This is a genomic window from Natrinema sp. CRL1, assembly GCF_059162405.1.
Genome location: NZ_JBLVOY010000009.1, coordinates 31993 through 58500, shown reverse-complemented (window position 1 = coordinate 58500; position 26508 = coordinate 31993). Strand labels below are relative to the sequence as shown.

Here is a 26508-nt window from a genome sequence, read left to right as displayed (position 1 = left end):
TATCGTTAGACCGCGTGGAGAGCGTCGTTTAGTTTGCTAACGAGACGAGATTCGTTAGATACGTTGCAGCAATAGAATCCCAAGAGAACTCCTCCGTGGCATATCTGTACCCGTCTGTAGCCAACTCGGTACGGAGCTCGGGATTGTTCTGGAGTCGCTTAATAACGGACGCCAACTCGTTTTCATTCTCGGGTTGAAACGGGATACCAGCGTTTGCTTCCGTGACGATACGCTCTGCCTCACCTTCTACGCCCAGTGCGATAGGCACCTGTGCTCCCATCGCTTCGAACATCTTCGACGGAATTGCCGACCGAAAGAGGTCGACGTCTCTCAAATGCACCAATGCCACGTCAGAGAGAGCGAGGATATCGGGAACCTGTTCTTTCGGTCGGCGACCAGCGAACAGGACGTTATCGAGCCCTCGGTTTTCCGCATCAGATCGCAGCGAATCCGCCTCAGCACCATCGCCCACGAGCACGAATAATACGTCTGACTCATCCTGTAATTGTGCTGCTGCATCGAGAACGACCGACAACCCATGTGCACGGCCAAGTGTGCCAACGTACGAGATAACGAATGAATTAGTCAACTCGGAGGCGAACTCATCTTCAATTATGAACTCAGAGCCATCGTGTTCGAAAAAGTCCGGCGTAACGCCATTTGGATGAAACCAAATATCTGTTGGATTGACTCCGGTAGCGACGATTTCTGATTCGAAGCCTCGAGAAACGACGGCGATACGATCAGCACGTCGGTACAGAAAGTGGATTACTTCCTCGAGAGGCCATAGCAGCGCTTCGTTGGCATCTGTGAGAGATGTAATACTCTCTGGCCAGAGATCGCGAATTTCGTAGACGAATTTGCTCCCCTTTGCTCGAGCGACAATCCAACCAGTCACTCCGGTAAGGGGCTGAGGGGACGTGGCAATAACAACATCATGTTTTCGAAGTCGAAGTCCGACGACTGTTGTCAGCAACATGAACCAGACAAATTTAAGCGCCCTCCTCAACAGGCCACCGCTTGATGCGGGGATCGTCTTCGTCATCACGACGGAAACGTCATTGAACGATTCACGATGGATCCACCCGTTTGAATACCCGTTGTACACTTCACCCTCCGGATAGTCCGGTGCTGAGGTAAGTACCGTGACTTCATGGCCAGCATCTTCCCAGCGCGAACATAGCTCCTTCACACGAGTGGGCCCGGCACCGGTCTCTGGCGGGCAGTATTGAGAGACATATAATATCGAGGTTGAACGGTTGTCGGTAGACATACGCGTATTTGTAAGTGAATTCTCGAGAGGTCGGATATGCTGTTCGATTCAAAACCGCTGCTACCGAACGATCAGCCAGAGATCCACCAGCACCTTCCATACCTGCCGAATCACGATCTTCACGTCGAACCGGAACGACTGTTGTCTGATGTACTCGAGGTCGTACCGCAGCTTCGTGTTCGGATCGGTACTGTTGGCATCGTGAATCTGGGCCAGCCCGGTCAGTCCAGGTTTGACGAACCAGCGTTTGCGCCACGCCGGTGTGTCTTTCTCGAGGAGAACTTCCTCCTCGGTCCACGCGGCGCGCGGGCCGACAACGCTCATGTCGCCGACAAAGATTGACCAAAGCTGGGGCAGTTCGTCGAGGTGCGTCTTCCGGAGCGCACGCCCGACGCGTGTAATCCGATCGTTTTCCGCATCTTCTGTGGGAGTCGCGTCGGCCCCTTTGGGCCGCATCGACCGGAACTTGTAGACTGGGAAGGTATCGCCGAAGCCCGCGGTTCGATGCTGGTTGTAGAACACCGAGCCGGGACTATCGAGTTTGATCGCGGCGGCTATCACCATCATCACCGGCGCAAAGAGAAGTAATCCGACCGTCGCGAAGATGATGTCAAACAACCGTTTGAATAGGTGATCCAACGGATCCCACGGTTCGAGGTCCACGTCAACTAACTCCCCGACATCGCCCTCGGAGACCAGCACGCTGTCGGCGTACTCTCGGTGGACCTTCGCGTTCACGCCGTGTTCGTGACAGGCGTCCAGCGCCCCGAAGAACTCCGCTCGGTCGGCATTCCGGAACGCGAGCACCGCAGTATCGACATCGCATTCGACGAGCGTGTCCTCGAGCCGAGAGAGGCCGCCGAGCCGAGAGAGGCTGGCAAGTCCGTCCGGTATCTCGGATTCAAGATTGGCGTCAGTATCTGCCTTGAGTGCCAGTCCACCGTCGGCTTGTACCTCAGAGCTACCAATATTATCCTCATTAAATTCGTGGTAATCGACGGTCGACGGACAGAGGTACCCTAGCACGGGCACGTCGATTGCGGGCACGATGCGCTCGATCTGGGCTAGATCGTCGCCAACGATCAGCGTGCGTCCGTTCGACGCGGTCGGCCGGCGGTGGATCCAGACGAACCAGGAGGGGATCACGACCGCCAGCAAGCCGACAATTATAACTAATGTCGCCCGCGGCAACCGGTGACTCCACTTGAAAAATCCGAGTGTTGCTAGCGCGAACCCCGCTACTATGATCCGCTTTTGTGTGATGAATATCGTCTCGAGGATTCGACGAGGTCGAGGTTTGTAGAGTGGAAGTAAAGAGCCAGCAACGATACCAACGCTCAGAAGCAACGCCCAGTACAGCGAATCACCGGTTAGTACGGTCACTTCAAGACGGTTGAACAGCGGAACGTAGGTGGTAAACAGATACTGAGACGCCGGATGGTTAGCGGCAATGACAGCGATACTGGTCGCCAGTATCACCCCGAACATACTGATAATACGATATCGCCATCCGGTAAGCATTCGATACAAGCGAGGGCAGGGCAATGATATAAACTTGTTGACTATGTCGAGAAATATGAGTCTATTTGGTTCTTTCGACGGACCGATTGATAGTATAAAATATCTCTCAGCAGAGGTTGGGAGCCGATGAGACCACATCAACTGTCCGCTGCTCACTTTCTCAGTGATCAGAGTCGGACTTGTCGGTGTTCTCGGCCTCGGTCTCCGAGTCGGAGTACGGAGTGAACCCCCGATTCGGCGTCACAGTTCCCGACTTCAGGGCCAGTTGACCATGGCCCGTCCGTTGCGAGGACTGTAGCCCGCAACGGAGGAATTTCCAACCGATATTCTTTGCCGCATTGTAATCCGCGTGCGTTTCCACTCCACATTCCTCACAGACGAAGTGATCTCGAGAGACTCGGTTCTGTCGGCTCTCGTGGCCGCACTCACAACAGCGTTGACTCGTGTACGCGGGGTCGACAAAGACGACTTCAAGACCTTCTTCCTCAGCCCGGTACTCGACGAACTCAACAAGCGTGCGGTGCGCCCACTGATGGAACGTCGGAGCGGTCGAGATCCGATCCCGGATGTGTCGGAGGTCCTCGAAGACGATGTGCGAACAGTCGTACTTTCGAGCCTCCTCGAGAATTGCATTCGCTACCTGATGAAGTGACTCTCGCTGAACGCGGCTTTCGCGATCGCCGATATCGGCGAGCGTGCGATGTGCCGATTGGGTACCGGTTTTCTGGAGTCCACGGCGAACGGCTTCGAATTGCCGTTGCTGATGTGCAAACTCTCGGCCTGACTCGAATCTGGCGGTCGATGTCACGGCGAGGTTCTCAATTCCCAGATCGATTCCGAGGACGTGTTTCGGATCGCGCTCTTTGATTGTCGGCCGCGGCCGGCGAAAGCCGAGATGGAGCAAGTATGCATCGTCGCACATGACGAGCGTCGATGCACCAATCTCCCATGCGTCGTCCTCGATGAACTGCCACTGATACCCGTCACCGTCGACGGGGAGTACCAACTCGCATCGAACGCGTTGATCGACCGTTGTCAGAGACACGGTCTGATCGTCGAATAGCGAGAGTGTCCTCGGCTCGTACCTGATAGTGGGCGACGTGAATTCCGGTTTAGACACAGGCTGACCGCACTCGTCTAGTGCTGTAACGGCGGAGAGCGCGTCCGCGGCCTGGTGAATTGCGAGGGTGGTGTGCATACTTCCCAAGTTAGTCTCCTCGCGGATGCGGTCGTATGCGAGCGATTGGAGTCGGCGTTTCCCGCGAACGTCGTTCCGCCAACCGATGTCAGCCGCGAGTTGGCAGCCCTCGCGCCATGCTCGACTGGTTTCCTCGAGCAGCTTCGCGTCCTCCGACGAGACGTGGAGCCGAGTGATCGCTGTTCGGGTGAGGTGGTCACTCGCCATACATCGAGTAGTGAGTCCTCGTCTTCGGGTGGCGAACTCTACATACGTGAGAGGGCCTCATGGAGGACAGCCCTCTTTCGGTGGACTGAACGCCCGAAGCGCCAGTTCGGTCAGACATAATCGATGTCTACGCGCTGTCGGTAACGCGATCGTCCCGAGACGTCCACCCACCAGGACCTCCGTCACCCCGAGCGTCGGCGAGCGGATCCTCTCAGGTGCACACCCGTGGCAATACAGTCTCGAGACGATCCAGTCCGCTGCCTCGACACAGCGATACGCGTACGCGAACACGATATCGACCTCGTGCAGCGCCTCGCCACAGCCGATGCAGACGGGGCCATTGGTTCGTGACCCAACGGGATGACCGGCTAACACTGCTTCCGGGGTAGCGATGACCGTTGTCCCGTCGTCGAGGACACCGTCTCTCGGCGATCGGTTCCGACACCTGTCGTCACCGAACATCGATCCTCTCCTCAGAGTAGGGTGTCGCGTTGAAGCACGCAAAACAGGGGAGCCGGTTCCCTGTCGGGCCGTTACACCAGTCGTGATCGCACAATTCGTCAACCGGATCGCTTTCAGTGATGGAATTCGTAGCTATCATTGCTTCTCGGGCCTTTGAGAAGCGCGGTTCGGTGTTCCAGCACCGAGCCACAGTATTTCTGTGACGCTTTGCGCCTCTCTAAGAGATACTTCACCAGCCAGTACCATATAGCTTTGCTTTGCAAAGTAGAGTGCAAACAGAGGAAGAAGGTGCACTACGAAAGATGTTCTACTATGAGGGACGGACGTATAGTATGAGCTAAGATATGGTCAATGAGCGATATGAACCGACTGAGAACGATGAGCTCGTCTTGAACGCTCTCAAACAAGGACGTGACAGCAATGAACCATGGGGACGGGCAAATCCACGATGGTTGATCGACGAAACAGGTCTCAAGAAAGGCAACGTTGAGTTCTCACTCCGAAGCCTGCGCGATGCAGGATGGATCCAACGCATTTCACGAGGCCTTTACGAATTTGTTGAGGATCCGCGTGAAGAGTAACACTACTTCGGCCCAGCGATGTCGCGGCGGTAGAACGAGATAAGTCAAGGCGCTCATTCCGATTGGTCACATCATAGCACGTCGAATCAGCTGGCGCTGAATTCCGCGTTACATCTCATATCAATCTTGAAACTCGCGAGTGAGCAGTACGCTCGAGTCTACAACGAGATCTATGGCCTCCCAACTGTTGCACTCCGCTATTTCACCGTCTACGGCCCCCGGATGCGCCCGAACATGGCGATGACGAACTTCGTCTCCCGCTGTCTCCACGACGAGCCACCGGTGATCTACGGTGACGGAAACCAAACCCGCGATTTCACCTATATCGAGGACATCGTCCGGGTCAACGCACAACTCCTCGAGGACGACAGTGCCGACGGCGAAATCCTCAACATCGGCTCGACGGACAACATCGACATTCTCACCCTCGCGGAAGTCATCCGCGACGCGATCGATCCGAGCCTCGAGCTCGAGTTCGACGAGGCCCGCGAGGGCGACGCCGAGCACACCCACGCAGACATCTCGAAGGCGAACGAAATCCTCGGCTACGAGCCGACAGTCGATATCCGCGAGGGCGTCTCGAAATTCATCGACTGGTACCGCGACAACCGCGAGTGGTACGATCTGCTCGTCCGATCGTCATAATCACATCTCCTCTCCAATTACCTCCGCGATCCGAAACGGTGGTTCAAACCTCGATTGTCTGCTGCCCACGCGAGGAGACCTCGAGTCGACCCGTGACGGCTCGAGCCGATACCGTAACGGGTACGGATTTTGTATACGTTTCAAACAATCCACCGAAAAACACATTTCAATATCCCATCCATTTATCTGTGATTCGTTCGAAATGTCTAGCCATGCGAAGACGCGAAGTTATCGCCGGAAGCGGTATCGTCGCGACCGTTGCCCTCTCCGGTTCAGCCGGCGCGGCGACAAACCAAACTGACGACGGTCAAGCGGCGTCGTCGGCTGACGGCGACCTCGAGACCGTCCTCGAATTGCTCCCCGCGGATGCGGCCCTCGACGCGAACTACCTCCGACTGCAGTACTCCCACGTCGATGGACGAGACGCGGAGACCGTCGACTATCAGACGCGGCAGATCTTGGAGGAGTTAGCGGAGATCGACGGCGAGATAGAGACGGAGGCGGTATCGGATGTTGTCTCGGTCAACACGGAGAACAGTGAGCTCCAACTCAGCGCCGCGACTGGTTCGTTCGACCGGCCGAGTATGGACGCCACCGACACCAAAGAACGTGGCGACTGGCGAATCGCTGAGGTGAGTGATGATGAGGCCTTCGCCGCCGCAGACGAACGACTGATCACCGTCTCGGCGACCGAAACGGAGCCGACGGATATCGCCGGAACGGCAGTCGACGCCGCCACCGGAGAGACTGAGACGGTCCTCGTCAGTCCCGACGCGACCGAAACCGTCTTCGAGCGCCTCGAGTCCGCAGAATTCGTCGTGTTCTTCCCTGACCTCGAAGCGATCGACTATCTCGAGTTCGACGACAGGGTCGAATCGTTCGGCGCTGGCTTCGAAGAGTCGCCGGCGGAGCGGTCGGGGACCGGGACGGTCGAGTCCGAGTACGTCTTGGAACTCGCGTCGGATGCTGACGCCGATGACGACTGGATCCTCGAGCACCTCGAGCGCATCGAACAGGGCGAGTTCGTCGAGACGACGATCGAGCGGGACGGAACGTTCGCCTACGTCGAGGCAGTCATCGATCTGCCGCCCGAACGCGACCGTGACGCAGCGCCCGATGCCCGCGTTCAGGCGAAGTCGAGCGCCGACGAGGGACAGGTGACGTTCGAACACAGCGGCGGCGAAGCGATCGACACCGCAGACCTCGAGGTATGGATCGACGGCGAACTCGCGGATCGACAGCTCGCCGATGAGTACGACACGTTTACCGAGGGAGATTCCTTCGAACTCGAGACAGGGCCGATCGCAAACGTCGGGCTGCGCTGGTTCGACGAGGCCGAAGATGTCTACTACTATTACGACACGACGCTCGTCGGCTCGGAATCGTTCGAGGCGAGCCACGATCCCGAGACGGATACGGTGGAGATCACGTACACCGGCGAACTCGAGGCGGATCCGGGCCGTCTCGAGATCGTTCATCGGCAGCGCGACGGCGGGCAGGACCGGAACAACGGAACGACGAGGACCGACCGAACGACGCTCGAGGATCTCGAGAGCGTGTCGGGATCGCTCGTACAGGGCGAGACCATCACAGTCGAAGACGTGACACTCGGTGACCGAGTCTCGCTCGAGCCGACGACTCCGGCCAATCCGAACCGCGGACAGCGGTCGCTGGCACAGATTCGCGTTCGACCGCCGCGTATCTACCTCGATCGCCGCGAGGGGACCCTCGTCGCACGGTACTTCGGCGATCGGGAACGCGACGCCGACGAATTCCGCGTGCTGATCGGCGACGAGCCCGCCGAAACGCAGTTCGCAGACGTAACCGATACCCTTTCGGCGAATAGCGAACTCGAACTCGGTGAGGTCTCACACGGAACCACCGTGACAGTCGAGTGGCTCGAGCCAGATCCGGACGATCCCGTCGTCATCGAGGAGCAGGTCCTCCGCCCGCACGCTCGCGTCGATTTCACGTACGACGACGCCGAGGGGACGGTCGTCGGTGAGTACCAAGAGGGCGACGAGATCGCCGCCGATGCCCTCGAACTTCGGGTTAACAACGAACCGGCGGCGACACAGCCGGCTGACGAGTACGAGACGTTTGCGCCCGGTGATGACATACGCGTTGCTGCTGCCCCGTTCAAAACGATCGAACTCGTTTGGGAAGGACCCGACGACACTGAATACGATCTCGGTCATATCACCGTTGGCCAGGACGCGCTCGACGCGGTTTACGAGCCCGAGGCGGAGGCGGTCGAACTCGTGTATACGGGAACACAGCCTGCCGACCCGTCGGCGCTGTTGGTCGACCACGCTGGTGACGGTACCCAATCGGGTGACGGGGATCCCCTGTTCTCCGAGCAGTACGACACTCTCACTGAGGGTGATAGCGTGGTGATCGAAGACGTGGCGATCGACGATCGGATCGCGGTTATGCTGGTTCAGGAGGGAGACGGCTACGTCTCCCACCGGTCGCTGTTCCACTTCACGCCGGAGCCGCGATGGGCGTTTAGATTCGAGGAACGCGACCAGGGCCTCGTCGCCGTCTACGGTGAGGAGACGAACCGTGACGCCGATGCCTTCCGGTTCCTCATCGACGACGAACCGGCCGACGTACAGCCGACCGACGAGTACGAGACGTTGACGGCCGGCGACGAGGTCGAACTCGGGGAGTACCAGGCCGGCACTGAGATCACGGTCGAGTGGACCGTTCCCGATGAGCCACGGGAGGTCACCGATCACGTCATCGTCCCGAATGCCGAGTTCGATGTCGAATACGACTCCGACGATGAGAGCGTGACCATCGAACACACGGGTGGTGATGAGATCGCCGCCGATGATCTCGGGGTCGTCGTCGAACCGACGATGCACGAACCGCAGGGCTGGGATGACTACGAAACGGTTTCCAAGGGCGATGCCACGACGGTGGACCTCGACGAAGCGAGCAAGCGCGACCGTGATCCGGTTGCGGTCGTGATCGTGTTCAAGGGGAGCGACGCGATCAGCCACGAACGTCTCGACGAGTAATCCGCTCCTGACGAGTAGCAGCCGCCGCCTTACTATTCCGGCCGGCGGACAACGCGCTGGCGATGTCCGCTCGTCTCCCGTTTCCGCGGCCGTCCGTTCGATGGGTCCCGGCCGTTCTCGTCGCGGGACTCATTTGGTACTGGTCGGTCGTCACATCGCCGCCGCCGATCGCGGTGCCCCTCGAGGCGGTACTGACCGGTCCCACCGATAGCGCGCGGGCAACGATTATCACCGTCCCCGAACTCGACTGGTTCGACCGGCGCCATGGACTCGCGTACGCAGTATTGGCACTGAGCCTCGAGTATGCCGTTACCGACAGAGAAGCAACCAGTGCCCGGACAATTCTCCTGCTGTTCTGCGTCACAATCACCTACGGCGCGCTGATGGAGGCCGGGCAACTGTTCCGCCCCGCCCGTGTCGCATCGATGGCCGATATCGCGAGCAACACTGTCGGAGCGGGGACCGCACTCGCACTCTCCAGCCTTAAGTGCAGGCCTCACCTCGGTCCAAATCGCTCGAGTGGCGAGTCCTGAGACCCGACCCCAAACACGACTCGAGAATCGACCTCGCTCGAGTACCGATACGATCAAGAACACACTGTCCATCGTCGTGGACAACGAATGCGTCCCGCGATCAGGCTGGCCGTCGTGGCTACACTACTCGTCGTCCTCGGTGGGCTCTGTGTCCACTACGGCGCGGCGTACGACGACAACTGGCCGCATCCGACCGGCGATCAGATTCAGGACCGAGGAGCCGACGCCCTCGTCGGCGACCGCGTGCTCCTATTTGGCGAGGTCACGGCCGTCGATGCGGACGCCGAGACGGTCACCATCCACGTCATGGACGAAAACGACGAAGTCGCGGCCGAACTCGAGGTCCGCGGCGTCGAACAGCGAGTGGAACCGGGCGGCGTCGTGCAGGTGTACGGCGTCCTCGAGTCAGCGTCGACGATGCACGCGGACCGAACGGTGATCGTGAACCGCGATCCGTCGGCGACCACGTTCAAACTCGGGACATCAGTTATCGGCCTGCTACTCGCGGCGGGGTACTTCCTCTGGCACTGGCGGATTGATACCCGAGAGTTCGCGTTCGAACCGAGAGCTGTCGACCCCGAACGCGACGCCGACCGTACGGAGGGACACCGCCGTGGCTGACCTCCTCTCGCACGTCCTGCTCGCGTACGCGGGGTGTACGATCGCGAGCTGGTATCATCCGATCCCGGACCGCTGGATCGCCGTCGTAATGGTCGGTGCGATCTTGCCAGATCTCAATCGAATCACCCTGCTCGTCGCAAACGGAACGCTCGAGGCGGTCCTCGGTACCCCCTTCGACTTCGGAGCACTGTCGACACTCGGCGGCGGCATCGTCCTCGCGGGCATCGGCGCGATGGTTGTCGCGGACCGGCATCGGCGGGTGTTCGCCGCCCTCTTCGTGGGCATGCTCTCTCACCTCGTGGTCGACGGGGTCAAGGCCTACGCAGACGGGGCCGCCGGCGCGTGGCTGTACCCGTTCACGTGGGCGCGTCATCCGACGCCGAGTCTGTACGTATCCTCGGATCCGGCGGTCCTCTCGGTTGCCGTCTCGCTGGCGGCGATCACGTTTGCGCTCGACAGATTCGTGGTTCGACTGCGATAGACCGCAATCGATCACAGAGCATCGACATGACAACGACTATGGTCCCACAACCGGCTCTCTCCCGCATGAACAAGCGAGGGAGGACTCTATGCCGCTGATCGACGACGAGGGGAACCTCTTCGGCGTCGTCAACGTCATTGATGCGCTCGCCATCTGTCTCGTCGTTGCCGTTCTGGTTGCGGGCGTCGCCGTTGTCGGCGTCCTCGGCGGCGGAAACGGGGCTGCAGATCCCGAACCAGATTCTGATAATTCGAATACGACAGCAAGCAACGAAACAGATACCGAGGGCCAGCTGGCGACGCGCTACGCCACGATCGATCTCGGGACGCAGCCCGATTACGTCGCAGAGGCCGTCACGGAGGGCGATCAGGCGGCCGTCGCTACCGAGGATCACAACCTCACGATCACCGACGTGTACGTTTCCCCGACGAACGGCGGCGACGACGGACACGTGGTCGTCCGCGCCGAGATCGACGGTGAGTATCCGCCGACTGACGCCGACGAGACGGCGTTCCAATTCGACAATCACTCGGTTCGAATCGGTTCGAACGTCGCGATCGACACGGCCGATTACGAACTCACGGGAACCGTCCAGCGACTCGAGGAGGACGGCACGACGCTGCGAACTGCGAGCACAACCGTTCGTCTCGAGTCCGAGGTAGCAGCGACGACGGCCGACGCGATCGAGTCGGGCGACGAGTATCGGTTCGCGGGACGAACCGCCGCGACCGTCACTAACGTCACGACGACCGAACTGAACAACTCGTCGGCGATCGGCGTCGAACTCGAAGCGAATCTCGTGACGTTCAACCGGGCGGGCACGCAGACGTTCGGCGGCCAATCGCTCGATATCGGCTCCCGACTCACCCTCCGGACGGAGAGCTACGATCTCAGTGGTGATCTGCTTCGTCGCGGCCCGTCTGAACCGATCGACGAGACCGACTGACCATGCTGGATCGCGCACTCGAGCGGTCGCGGATCGTTCGGTTCCTCGAGTCGCTCCCCGAGCGGGCCACTACCGCAGTCCAGACCAGCAGCCTGCGACACCTTGGCGAGTCCCTCTCCCGGTGGGTTCGCAAGTCGTACTGCTACCGGTGGCTCACGGCCGAGCCCGATCCGGACGTTATCGTGATCGATCTCCGAGAGACGTACACGGTCGGCCCGATCATTCGAATTCTCGAGTGGGCGGGCGACCGGCTCGCGGACGGCTACGCGAATTCGCGGACCGAACCCGCCGTGTCGCGAGCTGCCGCAACGGTTCAGGCGCAACCGATTCGGGCCCTTGGCGCGATGGGGCTCGTCTGCGTCCCAGTTTCGTTGCTCGCGCTCACTCTGTTCGGCGCGCTCTCGGTCGCGCTGTTCGCCGGCCACCTCGTCGCCGCGGCGCTCTCGGCGGCCGCGCTCCGATCGACACGGTCGCTTACGGAACTCCGTGAAAGCCGGCCGGTTTCCTTGCTCGTAGCTGCACTCGAGCCGCCGGAGCCACCCGAATCCCACGGACAATTAGCGGAGAACGAGTCGGACGAAACCGTGAATAAACCAGAGGAAACTGCCGGCGACGAAGACCTCAAGCGATAGAACAGAGAACCGACTAGAGGTCCATCCCGCCGTTGACGTCGATCACTTCGCCGGTGACGTACGACGAATCCTTGCTCGCGAGGAATCGGACCACCGCAGCGATGTCCTCGACCTCCGCTAATCGCTCGAGCGGGATTCCCGAGACGATCCGTTCGAGCACTGCATCGGGGACGCTCTCGAGCATGTCGGTGGCGGTAAAGCCGGGTGCGACGCAGTTGGCCGTCGAGCCGCCTTTGGCGAGTTCGAGCGCGATCGTCCGCGTGAAGCCGAACATCCCGCTTTTGGCGGCCGCGTAGTTTGCCTGTCCGAAATTGCCCTGTTTGCCGACGACACTCGAGATGTTGATCAGGCGGCCCTCCTCGGCGTTCCAGATGTCGTCGTAGAACAGTTGCGTGCAGTTGAACATGCCGCCGAGATTGACGTCCATCACGCGGTCCCACTCCTCGCGGGACATCTCGGTGAACTGCTTGTCGGCGGTGATGCCGGCGTTGTTCACCAGCACGTCACACGTGCCGAACGCCTCGTGGCAGACCTCGCGCATGTGTTCGACGCCTTCGCGGTTGGACACGTCGGCTTGTGCCGCGACGGCGGAGCCGCCCGCCGACTCGATGGCGTCGACGGCCTCGTAGGCATCGCCTTCAGACGTGCGGTAGTTGATCACCACGTTCGCCCCCTCTTCGCCGAGGTGCTCGGCGATTCCGCGACCGATCCCCTTCGCCGAGCCCGTGATTACGCAGGTGCGACCATCCATGGACATGACTCACACATTCGATCGCCGAGGATAAATAACGACCCGTTCAGTTCTCTCTATATTCGACAGATAATAACCCGACTAGCCGTCCCCGAGAGAAAGTGCGGGGGCGTTACAGTTCTCGAGCCTGGTCGATCCAGTCCTCGAGCCGGCTCGGCGAGATGCCGGTCTCGGCGGCGAGTTCGGCCACGTCGGCCGCGGCGAGTTGATCGAACGTCTCGATCCCGGCCGCGGTGAGATCGTCGGCGTACGCTTGACCGACGCCGGTGAGATCGGTGAGATCGTCGGTTTCGGATTCGATTTCGGATGCCGCTTCCTCGCCCGCGACTTCCTCGACGACGTCCTCGTCGACGGTCATCTCGCCCGGTTCCGCGGGTTCTTCTTGGATATCGTCTTCGCCGCGCTCGACGATTTCGTCCGTGGAGCGGTCTTCGCCGTGAAGTTCGCTCGTCTCGGCATCCGACCCCGTCTCAATGGCCGTCCCGCCATCCGCGAGATCCTCGGCACCGGATTCGTCGCCTTCGACGTCTTCGGCGAGAGCGGCGTCCGCGTCCTCGGGTTCGGGCGTCGAGGGCTCCGAGTCGACCTCGGTTCCGTTCGAGCGCTCCTCGAACCACTCACAGACCTGCGGCCAGAGTTCGTCGTGGCTCCGCGAGGAGACGGACATCCCGATGTGGCCCGTCGGGAACTCGAGGATCTCGGTGTCGTCGGAGGCGATCGCGTCGTTGAACGGTTTCGAGGCCTCCGGGGGGATGAGGTGGTCGTACTCGGCGACGATCTGGAGGACGGGCATGTCGATGTTCGTGATGTCGACGTGCTCGCCGCCCAGTCGAAGCTCGTTCTCGTAGAGCTTGTTGTCCTGGTAGATGTCGCCGATGAACTCCTCGTAGGTCTCGCCGGCCATGTCGATCCCCTCGTCAAGCCAGCGCTCCATGCGCGCGAAGTTCTCGACGAAGTCTTCGTCCTCCATGTTGTCGTAGAACCGGACGTACTTCGTCACGTTGTTCGCGACGGGATCCATCAGCGCGAAGCCGACATCCAAGAACCCGGCGGGGACGTTGTCGAAGGTCTCGGTGACGGTTTCGGGATCGTAGTAGTCCTCGGCACCCCAGAGCTCGAGGACGCCGCCGTCGCCCGCAAAGCAGAGGCCGGCGGCCATCAGCGCGAGGTTCTCGACTTTTTCGGGGTACAGCGAGGCGTACATGGCCGACTTCGTGCCGCCCATACAGTAGCCGAGGATGTTGATCGAATCCCGTCCGGAGCGCTCGCGGACGACATCGACGCAGTTGTCGATGTACCGGTTGACGTAGTCGTCGAGCGAGAGCGAGCGGTCCAGCTTGGACGGCTCCCCCCAGTCGATCAAATAAACGTCGAAGCCGGCCTCGAGCAGCGTCTGGACGACCGAGCGGTCGGGCTGGAGATCGAGGATGTAGGGCTTGTTGATCAGCGCGTAGACGACGAGGATGGGGATGTCGTGTTGCTCCTCGGTCATCGGCTCGTAGTGGAGGAGCCGGAGCTTGTTCTCCTCGTAAACGACCTTGCTCGGGGTCTGTCCCACGTCGATGTTCTCGACGGTTTCGGTGCGCTCGGGGGCGACACGGGACTTTTCGGCCAGGTCGGCGGTTGCCTCCCAGGCCTGGCGTTGCATGTTCAGTGCGGTTGCGAAGGGGTTGTTCATTGCTCGTCTTCTACGTGCTCGAGGACGCGGTCGAGTTTCTTTTCGACGGCGTGCTGGCGGCGCTCGAGTTCGACGAGCCGGTCACCGATCTCGACCACGTCGTCTTCGGTCGCGAATCCGAGCGTTCGGAGCGTGTCTTGGGCCGCCTCGTCGGCTTGCTGCTGGAGTTCGAGTACGTCACCGACCGTCTCGCCGGTCATTCTGGCGAACGCGGTCGTCGACATGACGTCTTTGAACGCGTCGTTTGCCGTGTTGAGCCAGATGTCGCGGAACTCCTCGATATCCACGTCCTCGCCCTCGAGTTGGTCGTTCATCCGGTCGACCATCTGCTGGGAGGCGTTCATCCACGTCTCGTAGGCCTTCGCGTAGCCCTCGACGCCGTCGGAGAGTTCGTTCTCTTCGCTGACCTCGCCGACCGTCTCCGACCAGCTTTCGACGAACTGCGCTTGGGCCTCCATGTTGTCCTCGAGGGCCTCGAGGAATTGTTCGTTCCACTGTTCGGCGAACTCGTTCCAATCTTGCATGGAGGGTTGTGAGTCTGACATGGGTGAAAATTGACGGTGTAGTGTAAAAAGCGGTTCCCCGAGTTACGCCGACGCGTCGAACTCTTCGGCGGCCTCTTCGACGTTTTCGGCGACGGCGCCGACGTTCTCCTCGACCTGTTCGTGGGCCTCGAAGGCGGCGTCGAAAGAGGTGTCGACGACCTCGGAGTAGCTCGCCGTGAACTCCTCGTAGGCGACTTCGGACTCCTCGAGCGCTTCGAGGTAGGCGTCGATCGACTGGGACTGGGCCTCGGTGGCCGACTCGAAGCTCTCGTCGACGAGTTCGCGGAGCTCACCGAAGTCGGCGGCCTCCTCGGGCAGCGAGGCCTCGAGGGCGTCGAAGTAGGCGTGAATTGCGCCCTTGGTCAGCTCGGCGTTGGACTCGGCGATCGAACTCGAGGTCTCGATCGCGTCGGCGAAGGCGCTGATCGAGGTTCGCTGTGCCTCGAGGGCGTCGTGGGTCAGGGACTGGCTCTGTTCGAGTGCGGTGCGCTGTGCGTCGAAGACTGCGGTGAATGGGTTCTGGGTCATGGTTGTGATTACTCCTTTCGGTCGCGTTTGACGGGGACGACGATCGTCTGGACGATATCGCCCTCTTCGATGTCGAGGGCCTCCCGTTCGGGGCCGGGAATGCTGATCCGACCGCCGCTCTGGACACGGGCCTTGAACGTCGCCGTGCCCATGTTCATCGGCCCGAAGGCCGACGTGTTCTCGAGCGGGTTCGCCGACGTGGCCTGCAGCAACTGTTTCATCATCTCCTGCTGGGATTCGGCGACCTGCTCGCCGGCTTCCTGCATCTGCTCGGTAAACATCGCAGGCGGGAACCACGGCGATCGGTCGGAGTCGTCCGTCATCGACAGTACGTTGGATCGCCGACGTGATAAGCCTTTCCACTAGATACCATCAAATGGCACAGGATGGTAGCTGGAGGAGCGGCCCGGCAACTGACGGGTACGGTGACCGTCAGGATCGGCTAGACTCGGTTCGAGCGGGAGGTGATGTAAGGGCGAAACCGCCGGTAAGCGCTGCTCCAAGCGCGTATTACCGGTATTTCGAGGCAGTAAATCCGAGTTGTGACAGCCAAAGAAGTAATATACACCCCACTCTTAGCCGCCCGTAGATGCCATACCAGAACGCCGGCGAAGATAACCTGACCGCCATGACCGACGCGTGGTCGGCGATGACACGCGGGTTTCTTCGAACTGCGACCGCGGCGAATCGTGCGGCCGTCTCCGCGATGGTCCCCTCTACCGACAGCGAGGACGACGCGGAGGCCGACAGGGTCGCGCCGTCGATCCCGTCGGTCGACTATTCCGATCTCGACTGGCAGTTCGACCGGACCGTCGACGACCCAGACCACATCAGCGTCGGCGACACCGTCACCTTCGAGAAGGGCCTGACCGACGAGGATGTTCGGGCCTTTGCCGCCGTCAGCGGCGACACGAACCGACTCCACCTCGACGATGAGTTCGCAGCCGATACCCGCTTCGGCGAACGCATCGTCCACGGCACGCTCGTCTCCGGTCTCATCAGCGCCGCCCTCGCTCGGCTCCCCGGGCTCACGATCTACCTCTCGCAAGACCTCGAGTTCAGCGGTCCCGTCGGCGTCGGCGACCGGGTTTCGGCCCGCGTCGAGATCGTCGAGGACCTCGGTAACGACCAGTACCGACTCGAGACGGTCGTCCGCGACGAGGACGACGACGCGACCGTGATCGACGGCGAGGCCGTCGTCCTGATCGACGACCTGCCGGCCGAGTAACAGTAATATCGATCCCAGAATCTTGTGCGCGATCAACGAGAGAGTCGGTCTCCGAATGCAGTAGGTCAACTACCCCACCCTAAGCGCCTTCGGCGCTTTGAGGGTGGGGCTTGTCCGTTGAGACTGGGCATCTCAATGCATATGGCAGTCTGGCACAGTTCATAAATAGTATGAAGGCGTAGTCTGGGATAGAACGATGGCACGAATCACCGGTTCCTATCCAGACGACCTCGATCTCCTCATCGAGGGTGCTGTCGAGGCTGGCGTGTTCGGTGGCAAGAGCGATGCGTTACGTGAATTCGTCCGCGAATACTTCGAGGACCACGAAAACGAGCGCATTGCGGCCGCGGTTGCGCTCTACGAACGCGAACGAATTACACTCGGTGACGCTGCGAGACTCGCTGATGTCGACCGCTGGACGATGCGGGATATCCTCCGTGAGCACGGCGTCGAACTCCGCCTCGGACTCGCTGACGAAGACGACGCAGCCTACGAGGTAGAGACAGCGAACGAACTCGAATTCGATGATGAGGACTCGGACAACGATGAGTGACGTGCCAAATGACAGGTAACGATATTCCAGCAAACCCGAGCGTCGTGAACTACCCTACCCTACTCGCTCACGGCTAACGCCGTTCGCTCCTTGAGGGTAGGGCTTCCTGCTTCAACGACGCGCTTTGCAGACACAGGTGTATCCACAGGGAGTGCAGTCTCCACAGGCGTTGATTCGGAGTGTCCCACTCCTACATCGTCGAGGCCGCGAGAAAGAATGTTCCACGCCGCGTTCGCGTCCCTGTCCGCCTCAAATCCGCAGGCAGGACAGGAGTGTTCACGGACCCACAACGGCTTATCGGTCGAGACACCGCAGGCAGCGCACTCTTTGGTCGTCCCTCTCGGGTTGACCGCGACGAAGTGCGCCCCCTCGCGCTCGCACTTATATTCGAGCAACGAGAGGAACGTCCGCCACGCAGCGGAGGCAGTGTTGCGGCTGTTCGACGGCGACTCCATCATGCCCTTGACGTTCAGGTCTTCGACCGCCACGAGGTCGTACTCCCGAGCGTAGTAGTTCGAGAGCTTGTGCAAGAAGTCGCGGCGCTTCCGTTGAAGGTCCGTGTGACACTCCGCGACTCGACGCCGTTGTTTCTCGTAGTTGTTCGACCCGTGCTGTTTGCGCGAGAGCTTCCGTTGCTCGCGTTCCAAGCGTTCGCGTTCGTCCGAGAGGTCGAGTGACCCAACCGCCGTGCCGTCGGTATCGTGAGCGTACGTGAGAATCCCCACGTCGATACCGACGCACTTCTCGGGATTCTCAGGCGGCTCGGGCGGTTCTCGGTCCATTTGAACGCCGAACGTGGCGAACCACTCGCCCGTCGGTTCCTTTTTGACTGTGACCTGCTTGAGCTTCGCGTCGTCGAGGATGGTTCGGTGGAGCCGAATCGGGATGTCCGCAAGTTTCGAGAGTGACAGGACAGTCTGACCGCCCTTCTTGTCGAGCTTGAAGCCAGACTGACTGTACGTGAAACTGCAGAACTCCCGTGGCGGCTTCCACTTGAGGTGGCCGACACCGTAGCCGTTCTCCTTGAGTGCGGAGAGGCCTTTCAGGTTGTCGAACAGGCGTTCTACGACGGTTTGGAGGACCTTCGAGTAGACGTCCGAGAGATCGTCCCACCACTGCTTGAGGTCGGGGAGTTCCGACCGCAGAGTGGTCATAGAGGGAAGTTCTCCGTGTTCGTCTTGGTACTCGTTGAGGCGGTAGAGGGTGTGGTTGTAGAGTTGCCGACAAATGTCTCGGTGACGATCCAACTCCTCGCGGTGGGCGTCGGATGGCTTCAGACGGTACTTGTAGGCGTAGTACATCCGTTACTCTCGCTCTTCGATTAGTTCGTCCAGTTGTTCGCGGACGAACGACGATAGGTTGAGGTGTTGATCCTCAATCCACTCATCTTGATCCTCCCGAATGGTGATTGTCTTCCGTTTCACCGTAATGCACGCTATGCACATCACACGTATATTATCTTCGATAAAGCGTTGGCCTGTGGGCTGAGTGTCGAGCGTGTTTGATACTCATGCGGAGCTGTATCCCCTCCCTACTCGCTCCCTTCGGTCGCTCCTTGAGGAAGGGGGCTTAGCGCCTACTTTCAGCTAATCGACGCTGGACTCCTCGCACGCTACGTGTACGAACCGAGCGATACAAAACGTGATCTCCCCTCGCAGTTCTATGGGTTCACGAAGCGAGGCGTCGAGATTCTCCACGACTACAAGTATCTACGCGGTCTCCCAGTCGCTCGCGCCCTCTACGAAAACACGCGCAAAACCGAGAAAATCGAACGGCACGAATCAGCACCACGCCCGGAACTTCCCGAAGCTGTTGCAGCGGCACTCGAGTTTGACGAACCTGATCTCGACGCCGTTGATGTCGGCACAACTCGGTAGTGAGTGAGCACTGTAGTGCCGATGTACCTCGGCTCAGCGACGTGGGCGGCGATGAGGAATCGTGGGTCGTGTACACGGTCACTTCACCAGCAGTGAGTGAGATGATCCGGTGGCCTGCACTGGCGAGTCGCGAGAGGAGTCGACTTCCCCGAGTGGGAAATCCTTGTCGGTTAGGCTAAGTAGCTGCTCGCGGAACGGCCGCACATGACTCTCTTTGGAACCGCGGGAATCCGCGGTCCGGTCGATGAAGTATCGCCGTCGCTGGCGCTTTCGGTCGGTCAAGCCGCCGGCGAGCCCGGCGAAACGTTCGTCGTCGGCCGCGACGGTCGGGAAACGGGACCGGCACTCGCGGCGGCGATGGAAGCCGGCCTCGAGAGCGCCGGTGCCGACGTCCGCCGCGTCGGACAGGTGCCGACACCCGCACTCGCCTTTGCCTCACAGGGGCGTCGCGGCGTGATGCTCACCGCGAGCCACAACCCGCCCGAGGACAACGGGATCAAACTCTTCGTCGACGGCGTCGAGTACGACAGCGACGCCGAACGGACCATCGACGACCGCGTTGCGAGCGACGACTCCCGGCTCGCCCGCTGGGACGAGTGGGGCGAGTCCGAACGGCTCGCGGTGCTCGATCGCTATCGGTCGGCCGTCGAAACCTACCTGCGCGAGCAGTTTGGCGCTCGGCCACGGGACGGCGACGCGGACGGCCCCCTCGCGGGACTTCGGATCGCCGTCGACTGCGGAAACGGCGTCGGCGCGCTCGCGACGCCGCAGGTCCTCGAGCGCCTCGGGGCCGAGGTCATCGCGATCAACGCTTCTGTCGACGGCCACTTCCCCGGCCGGGAGAGCAAACCGACCCCGGAGACGCTCTCGGAGTTCACCGAGTTCCTCGCCGAGGGGAGCGCGACCCCGCGCGACTCGGACGTGGCGAGCGGCGAGTTCGATCTGGGACTCGCTCACGACGGCGACGCCGACCGGCTCGTCGTCCTCGGCCCCGACGGCGACGTGATCCACGAAGACACCGTCCTCGCCGTCGTCGCGGCCCACTACGCGGCCGACAGCGATGCCGATGACCCCGTCGTCGTCACCACGCCGAACGCCTCCGCGCGCATCGACGAACGGGTCCGCGCGGCCGGCGGCCGGGTCGAACGGGTCCGACTGGGATCGCTTCACGAGGGCATCGCCCGGGAGCGCGCTCGCGGAGCCGACGACACCGAGATCGTCTTCGCCGCCGAGCCGTGGAAACACATCCACACCGCCTTCGGCGGCTGGATCGACGGCGTCGCGAGCGCCGCGGTCGTCGCCGCGCTCGTCGCCGAGGCCGGCAACACCGAGGCGCTTCGAGAGCCGGTCACCGAACGCCCCTACCGGAAGGTCAGCGTCGAGTGTCCCGACCCGGCCAAACCCGCCGTCATGGCCGCCCTCGAGAGCGACCTGCCCGAGGCGTTCCCGGATGCGACCGTCGACACGGATTACGGCGTCCGCCTCGAGTTCGCGGACGCCTCGTGGCTGCTGGTCCGCCCCAGCGGCACCGAACCCTACGTGCGCCTCTACGCGGAGAGCGACACCGTCGATGAACTCGTCGCCGAGGCTCGAGCTGTCATCGAGACGGCAGTCACTCAAACCGTCTAAGTGGAGTAGTTCACCAGTTTACCGTCCGCAGGTCACACCGATGGGACGCAGAGCGAATGAATAGTTGACACTCGGTCACTCTCTTTCCGAAGTTTCGACGGGTATATACCGCCCCTCTACGCTATTTCGGCTCATGGTACAGAATCGACGACGGTTTCTCGAGGGTGTGAGTGCGGTCGGGCTCGCCGGTATCGCCGGCTGCGTCGGCGGGTTCGGCGACGAAGGCAACACGTCGTATCGTGTTGGGATGGTGTACGCGACTGGCGGCACCGGCGACGACTCGTTCAACGATATGGCACAGCAGGGAGCCAGAGACGCGCGCGACGAATTCGATCTGTCGTTCGCCGAAACGGAACCGGATAACGAAGGCCAGTTCGAGAGCGCACAGCGGGACTTCGCCGAGTCCGGCGACTACGATCTGATAAACTGTATCGGCTACGCTCAAGCGGGTGCGCTCTCGGAGAACGCCCCCGATTATCCGGACCAGAACTTCATCATCGTCGACGAGGTCGTCGAGGAAGACAATGTCCGGAGCTACACCTTCGGCGAGCCCGAGGGCTCGTTCCAGGTCGGTCACCTGGCCGGCCTGCTAACCGATCGCGAGTTCGCCGCCGGTGCCGGCGAGACGAACCCCGACGCCAGCACCGTCGGCTTCGTCGGCGGCACCGAAACGCCGCTGATCCAGTCGTTCGAGGCCGGCTTCCGGGCCGGTGTCGAATACGCGAACGACGATGCCGACGTCGTCTCCTCGTACGTCGGCGACTTCAACGACACGGGCCAGGGACAGTCGACCGCCCGATCGATGTACCAGAACAACGACGCGGACATCGTCTTCCACGCGGCCGGCCGAACCGGTATCGGCGTCTTCCAGGCGGCCCAAGACGAGGGTCGGTTCGCGCTCGGCGTCGACGACGATCAGTCGCTCTCCAACGAGAGCTTCGCCGACGTTATCCTCGCGAGCATGGTCAAGCGCGTCGACAGCGCCGTCTACAACGCCATCGAATCCGTCGTCAACGACAACTTCGAGGGCGGCGAATCCGAAACCCTCGGTCTCGAGGAAGACGGCGTCGGCGCCGTCTACGGCGACCAACTCGGCGACGAGATCCCACAGGAGATCAAAGACCAGCTCGAGGAGTCCCGGCAAGCGATCATCGATGGCGAAATCTCCGTCCCAAGCGAACTGTAACCGCATGACTGAGTCGGACGTGGAAACGACTGACGGGACGGGACCGACCGAAGCGGTGGGGCGGGACGCTGCCGATCTCTCGGAGACGGGGAGCGACCTCGCCGTCCACCTCGACGGTATCACCAAGCGGTTCCCGGGTGTCGTGGCGAACGACGACGTGGACCTCCGCGTCGAACGGGGGACCGTCCACGCCTTGCTCGGCGAGAACGGGGCTGGCAAGACGACGTTGATGAACGTCCTCTACGGTCTCTACGAACCCGAGGCTGGACGGGTCGTCGTCAACGGCGAGGAGCGCGCGTTCGACTCGCCCCGGGACGCCATCGACGCCGGTATCGGGATGATCCACCAGCACTTCATGCTGGTCGATCCCATGACGATCGCCGAGAACATCGCCCTGGGGAACGAACCGACGAAGTGGTTCGGGATGGCCATCGATCGCGACCGCATCCGCCGCGAAATCCGCGACCTCTGTGATCGATACGGGTTCGATGTCGATCCGAACGCCATCGTCGAAGATGCAAGCGTCGGCGTCCAACAACGCGTCGAGATCCTCAAGGCACTGTTTCGCGGTGCGGACGTCCTCATTCTCGACGAGCCGACCGCCGTCCTCACTCCCCAAGAGGTCGAGGGCCTCTACGACGTTCTCGAGGAACTCACCGACCAGGGGAAGACGATCATCTTCATCACGCACAAACTCGAGGAGGCGACCCACGCCGCCGACGCGATCACCGTCCTCCGGGACGGGGAGTCCGTCGGAACGGTCGACCCCGGGCAGACGAACCGGGAGGATTTGGCCGAGCGCATGGTGGGCCGTGAGGTCATCCTCGAAGCGGAATCGGAGCCGGTCGAGACGGGCGAGGCCGTCCTCTCGACTCGAGACATCATCGTCGAGGACGCCCGCGGCGTCGAGGCGGTCTCCGGGATCGACCTCGACGTACATGCGGGCGAGGTACTCGGCATTGCCGGCGTCGACGGCAACGGACAGACCGAGCTGATCGAGGCGATTACCGGCCTCAGAACCCCCGACGAGGGGACGATCACCTACGAAGGAACGGACATCACGGCGTGGTCTCGCCGCCGCCGAATCGAGAACGGGATGGCCTACATCCCGGAAGATCGGCAGGAAAACGGGCTCGTGATGCCGTTCGACCTCGTCGAAAACGGCCTCCTCGGGAGCCAGCGATCGCCACAGTTCGCCGCCGGCGGCCGCATCAATTGGGATGGTGTCCGCGACCACACCGAGGACATCATCGGGACCTACGACGTTCGACCGCCGGACGCCGACGCGGCGGCACAGTCGTTCTCCGGGGGCAACCAGCAGAAGTTCATCGTCGGCCGCGAGTTCGAACGCGACCCCTCGCTCGTCGTCGCGACCCATCCGACCCGCGGCGTCGACATCGGATCGACCGAGTTCATCCACGATCGCCTCCTCGAGCTTCGCCGGGAGGGGGTCGCAGTCCTCCTCGTCTCCTCGAACCTCGACGAGATCCGATCGCTGTCGGACCGGTTGGCGGTCATCTACGAGGGCGAGTTCATCGACGTCACCGATCCCGACGACATCACCGAAGAAGACCTCGGGCTCCGCATGGCCGGCCAACGGCCGGACGAGAAGCCCCATGACGGCCCCGACGCGGGTGAGTCGCGATGAGAGATCGATTCGAGTCGCTCTTCGAACGCCTCGCCCGGCTGTCGGTCCTCGATCGGATCGTCCTCAGCGTCGCGGCGCTGTTGGCCGCCGTCGTCGTCGGCGGGATCCTCGTCTTCGCCTCCGGGGCATTTGCCTCCTGTCGGAGCGGCCTCCAGCTGGGCGGCACGACGTTCTGTTACAACCCGGTGCAGGTCTACTACGAGCTGTTCCTCGGGGCCTTAGGCCACCCACTCGAGGGCGGCTGGTCGCTGACCAATTACAGCCTCGGACGGACGCTCCAGCAGACGACGCTGCTGATCTTCGCGGGGCTGTCGGTCGCGGTCGCGTTCCGCGCCGGGCTGCTCAACATCGGGACGCAGGGACAGTTGGTCGTCGGCGGCCTCGCGACGGCCGTGACCGTCGTCTACGCGGCGTCGGTCGTTCCCGGCGGCTTCGTCGGGACTGTCGTCCTCATCCCGCTCGGCGTCCTCGCTGGCGCGGTCGGCGGCGGCCTCTATGGCGCGATTCCGGGCGCGCTCAAGGCCTACGCCGACGCCAACGAGGTCATTACGACGATCATGCTCAACATCATCGCGGCCGGCATCACGTCGACGCTGCTCTCCTGGCAGTTCCAAGACCCCAACAGTAGCAATCCGGAGACGAGACCGATCCCCCAGTACGCCGAGATACCGAACATTCCCGTGATCGGGTTCAGGGAGGTGAATTTCTCGCTGCTCGCGCTCGCGTTCGCCGTCGCGCTCATGATCGGCATGGCGTGGCTGCTCGCTCGAACCTCGTTCGGCTACGAACTCCGGACGAGCGGGGAGCAGCCGGGCGCGGCCGCCTACGGCGGCGTCGACGAGAAGCAGATGACCGTCGCCAGCATGACCCTCTCGGGCGCGCTCGGCGGGATCGGTGGTGCCTTCTGGGTACTGATGGTCCACGGCCAGTGGCTCGAGAACGTGCCGTCACTCGGCTTCGACGGGATCGCCGTCTCGGTGCTTGCCGGTAACAGCCCGATCGGCGTCGGCGCGGCGGCGTTTCTGTTCGGCGTCTTCCAGAGCGGCTCGCAATCGATCAGCACCGCCACGAGCGTTCCCAAGGAACTGGTCGGCGTCCTAACCGGGCTCATCATCCTCTTCGTCGCGATGCCGGAGTTCTTCCGGCTGATCGGTCGACGATACGTCGATCCCGGGACGACCGAACCGGTACGGACCGACGGCGGTGACCCAGCGGTCGACGATGGGGGTGACGGCGATGCGTAACCCGTTGTCTCAGACACGAGACGCCCTCTCTCGGCGGCCGCTGGCGGCAGCACTCGGTGCCGTGGTCGTCCTCCTGCTCGGCCTCTGGCTGACGCCGGCGAGCTGGCAGACGGCGACGCTCCGACTTGCCGTTCCGATCGCCCTCGCGGCGATCGGCGGCATCTTCGCCGAGAAGAGCGGCGTCATCAACATCGGCATCGAGGGACTGCTGATCGTCTCGGCGTTCTCGTCGATCGTCGTCGTCAACTGGCTCGGCGACGCGAGCGCGACGCTCGGCCTGACGAATCTGTGGTGGGGAATGCTGGCCGGCGTCCTCGTCAGCGTCCTCTTCGCACTCGTCTTCGCGATCGTCTGCCTCGAGTTCGAGGCCGACCAGATCATCGCCGGGCTTGCGGTCTGGCTCATCTCGCTCGGGCTGGCACCGTTCGCCTCACAGATCCTCTTCGAGAGCCCGAACACCGCGAACGTCGCTCGCTTCGACAACGTGACCGTCCCGGTGCTGTCGGAGATTCCGCTCGTCGGCTATCTGCTGTTCGACACCGAACCGCAGGTGTACATCATGCTCGTCGGTGCCGTCGCGGGCTGGTATCTCCTCTCCCGGACGAACTTCGGGCGGTGGGTTGTCGCGAGCGGCGAGAACCCGAAAGCGCTGGATACGGCCGGTATCGACGTCCACAGGGTCCGCTACGCGGCGGTGCTCCTCTCTGGCGTCTTCGCCGGACTCGGGGGCGCAGGCTTTGCCCTCGGAACGCTCGGCACGTTCTCTGGTGCCGGCGACACCGCGATCAACGGCCGCGGGTTCATCGCGATCGCGACCTACCTGCTCGCGAACTACCACCCGATCGGTGCCCTCATCGGGTCGTTCCTCTTCGCGGGGCTCAACTCGATGCAGGACATGCTTCAGACGGCGGGTTACTCCGTTCCGACGGAACTCATTCGGACGATTCCGCACATGACCGTCATCGTCGTCCTCGTCCTCGTCGGCCGCACCCGCCTGCCGGATGCCGCCGGCGACCACTACGAATCCGGCGAGGACTGACCACCGCCGGCCACGGCGGCCGTCGAATCCGCACCGGTCGATGCCTTCTTGCATCCGCTCGAGTTACCACTCGTCGTGACAGAACACGATCTCATCGACGCCGCTCGCGACGTTCAGGAGCGAGCACACGTCCCCTACTCCGAGTACCCGGTCGGTGCCGCCCTCGAGACCGACGATGGCGAAGTCTTCGTCGGCTGCAACCTCGAGAACGCGAACTTCAGCAACAGTCTCCACGCCGAGGAGGTCGCCGTCGCGGAGGCGGTCAAGAACGGCCACCGCGAGTTCTCGCGGCTCGCCGTGAGTTCGGGCCGCCGGGACGGCGTCACGCCCTGTGGCATGTGCCGGCAAACCCTCACCGAGTTCTGCGACGACGACCTCGTCGTGCGCTGTGACGAAGGCGAGGGCGAGGAGCCGACCGAGTACACGCTCGGCGAACTCCTGCCGAACACGATCACGCAGGAAACCCTCGAGTAACA

The 26508-nt window shown here is 61.9% G+C and carries 24 protein-coding genes and 2 pseudogenes; 16 read left to right on the top strand and 10 right to left on the bottom strand.

What is annotated here, in order from left to right; all coding sequences use genetic code 11:
* Positions 1-28: 28 nt before the first annotated feature.
* From ACJYUO_RS20730 to ACJYUO_RS20715, 4 genes are all read right to left on the bottom strand, one after another.
* Entirely contained in the window at positions 29-1273 is a 1245-nt protein-coding gene (locus ACJYUO_RS20730) for a glycosyltransferase family 4 protein (protein WP_494347220.1), read from the bottom strand.
* Positions 1274-1333: 60 nt separating this feature from the next.
* A complete protein-coding gene (locus ACJYUO_RS20725; RefSeq protein WP_494347234.1) occupies positions 1334-2794 on the bottom strand; it encodes a sugar transferase in 1461 nt (486 codons plus the stop codon).
* Positions 2795-2954: 160 nt separating this feature from the next.
* Positions 2955-4199 (bottom strand): RNA-guided endonuclease InsQ/TnpB family protein, encoded by a 1245-nt coding sequence (locus ACJYUO_RS20720; RefSeq protein WP_494347219.1) that lies wholly within the window; start codon positions 4197-4199, stop codon positions 2955-2957.
* Positions 4200-4256: 57 nt separating this feature from the next.
* Positions 4257-4661 carry a DUF8112 family protein gene (locus ACJYUO_RS20715; RefSeq protein ID WP_494347218.1) on the bottom strand — a complete coding sequence of 135 codons (405 nt, stop codon included), beginning with the start codon at positions 4659-4661 and terminating at the stop codon, positions 4257-4259.
* A gap of 704 nt (positions 4662-5365) precedes the next feature.
* Between ACJYUO_RS20715 and ACJYUO_RS20710 the strand changes: the two are divergent.
* The 7 genes and pseudogenes from ACJYUO_RS20710 to ACJYUO_RS20680 all read left to right on the top strand — a co-directional run.
* Positions 5366-5887: pseudogene (locus ACJYUO_RS20710) on the top strand (GDP-mannose 4,6-dehydratase); the annotation flags it as partial.
* Positions 5888-6099: 212 nt separating this feature from the next.
* On the top strand, positions 6100-8913 hold the full coding sequence (locus ACJYUO_RS20705; protein ID WP_494347217.1) for a type IV pilin N-terminal domain-containing protein: 2814 nt from the start codon (positions 6100-6102) through the stop codon (positions 8911-8913).
* Positions 8914-8975: 62 nt separating this feature from the next.
* Entirely contained in the window at positions 8976-9446 is a 471-nt protein-coding gene (locus ACJYUO_RS20700) for a VanZ family protein (protein WP_494347216.1), read from the top strand.
* Between the two features lie 87 nt (positions 9447-9533).
* Positions 9534-10067 (top strand): OB-like fold-containing membrane protein, encoded by a 534-nt coding sequence (locus tag ACJYUO_RS20695; RefSeq protein WP_494347215.1) that lies wholly within the window; start codon positions 9534-9536, stop codon positions 10065-10067.
* Positions 10060-10548 carry a metal-dependent hydrolase gene (locus tag ACJYUO_RS20690; protein ID WP_494347214.1) on the top strand — a complete coding sequence of 163 codons (489 nt, stop codon included), beginning with the start codon at positions 10060-10062 and terminating at the stop codon, positions 10546-10548. The genes ACJYUO_RS20695 and ACJYUO_RS20690 overlap by 8 nt, the downstream gene beginning before the upstream one ends.
* 88 nt (positions 10549-10636) lie before the next feature.
* Positions 10637-11494: a DUF4330 family protein gene (locus tag ACJYUO_RS20685; protein WP_494347213.1), complete on the top strand. Its 858-nt coding sequence runs from the start codon at positions 10637-10639 to the stop codon at positions 11492-11494.
* 2 nt (positions 11495-11496) lie between these two features.
* The gene (locus tag ACJYUO_RS20680) at positions 11497-12126 is read left to right on the top strand and encodes a hypothetical protein (RefSeq protein WP_494347212.1); all 630 of its coding nucleotides are present in this window, start codon (positions 11497-11499) and stop codon (positions 12124-12126) included.
* A 13-nt stretch (positions 12127-12139) separates the two neighbouring features.
* Here the strand turns inward: ACJYUO_RS20680 and ACJYUO_RS20675 are convergent, their stop codons facing one another.
* From ACJYUO_RS20675 to ACJYUO_RS20655, 5 genes are all read right to left on the bottom strand, one after another.
* Positions 12140-12883 carry a beta-ketoacyl-ACP reductase gene (locus ACJYUO_RS20675; protein WP_494347211.1) on the bottom strand — a complete coding sequence of 248 codons (744 nt, stop codon included), beginning with the start codon at positions 12881-12883 and terminating at the stop codon, positions 12140-12142.
* Between the two features lie 106 nt (positions 12884-12989).
* Complete coding sequence (gene phaC, locus ACJYUO_RS20670) at positions 12990-14555, bottom strand: class III poly(R)-hydroxyalkanoic acid synthase subunit PhaC (protein WP_494347210.1); 1566 nt, start codon at positions 14553-14555, stop codon at positions 12990-12992.
* A complete protein-coding gene (locus ACJYUO_RS20665) occupies positions 14552-15100 on the bottom strand; it encodes a poly(R)-hydroxyalkanoic acid synthase subunit (RefSeq protein WP_494347209.1) in 549 nt (182 codons plus the stop codon). Before ACJYUO_RS20665 ends, phaC begins: the two co-directional genes overlap by 4 nt.
* 42 nt (positions 15101-15142) lie before the next feature.
* Positions 15143-15628 (bottom strand): hypothetical protein, encoded by a 486-nt coding sequence (locus ACJYUO_RS20660; protein WP_494347208.1) that lies wholly within the window; start codon positions 15626-15628, stop codon positions 15143-15145.
* A gap of 8 nt (positions 15629-15636) precedes the next feature.
* The gene (locus ACJYUO_RS20655; RefSeq protein ID WP_494347207.1) at positions 15637-15951 is read right to left on the bottom strand and encodes an AbrB/MazE/SpoVT family DNA-binding domain-containing protein; all 315 of its coding nucleotides are present in this window, start codon (positions 15949-15951) and stop codon (positions 15637-15639) included.
* A 266-nt stretch (positions 15952-16217) separates the two neighbouring features.
* On the opposite strand from ACJYUO_RS20655, the gene ACJYUO_RS20650 reads away from it, so the two are divergent.
* Positions 16218-16856 (top strand): MaoC family dehydratase, encoded by a 639-nt coding sequence (locus tag ACJYUO_RS20650; protein ID WP_494347206.1) that lies wholly within the window; start codon positions 16218-16220, stop codon positions 16854-16856.
* Positions 16857-17052: 196 nt separating this feature from the next.
* Positions 17053-17409, top strand: a complete 357-nt coding sequence (locus ACJYUO_RS20645) for a UPF0175 family protein (RefSeq protein WP_494347205.1) — start codon at positions 17053-17055, stop codon at positions 17407-17409.
* A 59-nt stretch (positions 17410-17468) separates the two neighbouring features.
* Here ACJYUO_RS20645 and ACJYUO_RS20640 read toward each other — a convergent pair whose 3' ends face one another.
* Complete coding sequence (locus ACJYUO_RS20640; RefSeq protein ID WP_494347204.1) at positions 17469-18710, bottom strand: RNA-guided endonuclease InsQ/TnpB family protein; 1242 nt, start codon at positions 18708-18710, stop codon at positions 17469-17471.
* A 285-nt stretch (positions 18711-18995) separates the two neighbouring features.
* Here ACJYUO_RS20640 and ACJYUO_RS20635 point away from each other — a divergent pair.
* The 7 genes and pseudogenes from ACJYUO_RS20635 to cdd all read left to right on the top strand — a co-directional run.
* A pseudogene (locus ACJYUO_RS20635) lies at positions 18996-19286 on the top strand (ArsR family transcriptional regulator); the annotation flags it as partial.
* A gap of 204 nt (positions 19287-19490) precedes the next feature.
* Positions 19491-20915 (top strand): phosphohexomutase domain-containing protein, encoded by a 1425-nt coding sequence (locus ACJYUO_RS20630; RefSeq protein ID WP_494347203.1) that lies wholly within the window; start codon positions 19491-19493, stop codon positions 20913-20915.
* A 133-nt stretch (positions 20916-21048) separates the two neighbouring features.
* The gene (locus ACJYUO_RS20625; RefSeq protein ID WP_494347202.1) at positions 21049-22101 is read left to right on the top strand and encodes a BMP family lipoprotein; all 1053 of its coding nucleotides are present in this window, start codon (positions 21049-21051) and stop codon (positions 22099-22101) included.
* 4 nt (positions 22102-22105) lie between these two features.
* Entirely contained in the window at positions 22106-23749 is a 1644-nt protein-coding gene (locus ACJYUO_RS20620) for an ABC transporter ATP-binding protein (RefSeq protein ID WP_494347201.1), read from the top strand.
* Positions 23746-24993 carry an ABC transporter permease gene (locus tag ACJYUO_RS20615; RefSeq protein ID WP_494347200.1) on the top strand — a complete coding sequence of 416 codons (1248 nt, stop codon included), beginning with the start codon at positions 23746-23748 and terminating at the stop codon, positions 24991-24993. The genes ACJYUO_RS20620 and ACJYUO_RS20615 overlap by 4 nt, the downstream gene beginning before the upstream one ends.
* Positions 24986-26032 (top strand): ABC transporter permease, encoded by a 1047-nt coding sequence (locus tag ACJYUO_RS20610; protein WP_494347199.1) that lies wholly within the window; start codon positions 24986-24988, stop codon positions 26030-26032. Before ACJYUO_RS20615 ends, ACJYUO_RS20610 begins: the two co-directional genes overlap by 8 nt.
* Before the next feature lie 75 nt (positions 26033-26107).
* Complete coding sequence (gene cdd, locus ACJYUO_RS20605; RefSeq protein ID WP_494347198.1) at positions 26108-26506, top strand: cytidine deaminase; 399 nt, start codon at positions 26108-26110, stop codon at positions 26504-26506.
* Positions 26507-26508 lie beyond the last annotated feature (2 nt).

What these genes read in the sequence shown, in the direction of transcription:
- ACJYUO_RS20730 (WP_494347220.1), bottom strand. Translation starts at nt 1,273, where the DNA reads ATGTCTACCGACAACCGTTCAACCTCGATATTATATGTCTCTCAATAC.
- ACJYUO_RS20725 (WP_494347234.1), bottom strand. Translation starts at nt 2,794, where the DNA reads ATGCTTACCGGATGGCGATATCGTATTATCAGTATGTTCGGGGTGATA.
- ACJYUO_RS20720 (WP_494347219.1), bottom strand. Translation starts at nt 4,199, where the DNA reads ATGGCGAGTGACCACCTCACCCGAACAGCGATCACTCGGCTCCACGTC.
- ACJYUO_RS20715 (WP_494347218.1), bottom strand. Translation starts at nt 4,661, where the DNA reads ATGTTCGGTGACGACAGGTGTCGGAACCGATCGCCGAGAGACGGTGTC.
- ACJYUO_RS20705 (WP_494347217.1), top strand. Translation starts at nt 6,100, where the DNA reads ATGCGAAGACGCGAAGTTATCGCCGGAAGCGGTATCGTCGCGACCGTT.
- ACJYUO_RS20700 (WP_494347216.1), top strand. Translation starts at nt 8,976, where the DNA reads ATGTCCGCTCGTCTCCCGTTTCCGCGGCCGTCCGTTCGATGGGTCCCG.
- ACJYUO_RS20695 (WP_494347215.1), top strand. Translation starts at nt 9,534, where the DNA reads ATGCGTCCCGCGATCAGGCTGGCCGTCGTGGCTACACTACTCGTCGTC.
- ACJYUO_RS20685 (WP_494347213.1), top strand. Translation starts at nt 10,637, where the DNA reads ATGCCGCTGATCGACGACGAGGGGAACCTCTTCGGCGTCGTCAACGTC.
- ACJYUO_RS20680 (WP_494347212.1), top strand. Translation starts at nt 11,497, where the DNA reads ATGCTGGATCGCGCACTCGAGCGGTCGCGGATCGTTCGGTTCCTCGAG.
- ACJYUO_RS20675 (WP_494347211.1), bottom strand. Translation starts at nt 12,883, where the DNA reads ATGTCCATGGATGGTCGCACCTGCGTAATCACGGGCTCGGCGAAGGGG.
- phaC (WP_494347210.1), bottom strand. Translation starts at nt 14,555, where the DNA reads ATGAACAACCCCTTCGCAACCGCACTGAACATGCAACGCCAGGCCTGG.
- ACJYUO_RS20665 (WP_494347209.1), bottom strand. Translation starts at nt 15,100, where the DNA reads ATGTCAGACTCACAACCCTCCATGCAAGATTGGAACGAGTTCGCCGAA.
- ACJYUO_RS20660 (WP_494347208.1), bottom strand. Translation starts at nt 15,628, where the DNA reads ATGACCCAGAACCCATTCACCGCAGTCTTCGACGCACAGCGCACCGCA.
- ACJYUO_RS20655 (WP_494347207.1), bottom strand. Translation starts at nt 15,951, where the DNA reads ATGACGGACGACTCCGACCGATCGCCGTGGTTCCCGCCTGCGATGTTT.
- ACJYUO_RS20650 (WP_494347206.1), top strand. Translation starts at nt 16,218, where the DNA reads ATGCCATACCAGAACGCCGGCGAAGATAACCTGACCGCCATGACCGAC.
- ACJYUO_RS20645 (WP_494347205.1), top strand. Translation starts at nt 17,053, where the DNA reads ATGGCACGAATCACCGGTTCCTATCCAGACGACCTCGATCTCCTCATC.
- ACJYUO_RS20640 (WP_494347204.1), bottom strand. Translation starts at nt 18,710, where the DNA reads ATGTACTACGCCTACAAGTACCGTCTGAAGCCATCCGACGCCCACCGC.
- ACJYUO_RS20630 (WP_494347203.1), top strand. Translation starts at nt 19,491, where the DNA reads ATGACTCTCTTTGGAACCGCGGGAATCCGCGGTCCGGTCGATGAAGTA.
- ACJYUO_RS20625 (WP_494347202.1), top strand. Translation starts at nt 21,049, where the DNA reads ATGGTACAGAATCGACGACGGTTTCTCGAGGGTGTGAGTGCGGTCGGG.
- ACJYUO_RS20620 (WP_494347201.1), top strand. Translation starts at nt 22,106, where the DNA reads ATGACTGAGTCGGACGTGGAAACGACTGACGGGACGGGACCGACCGAA.
- ACJYUO_RS20615 (WP_494347200.1), top strand. Translation starts at nt 23,746, where the DNA reads ATGAGAGATCGATTCGAGTCGCTCTTCGAACGCCTCGCCCGGCTGTCG.
- ACJYUO_RS20610 (WP_494347199.1), top strand. Translation starts at nt 24,986, where the DNA reads ATGCGTAACCCGTTGTCTCAGACACGAGACGCCCTCTCTCGGCGGCCG.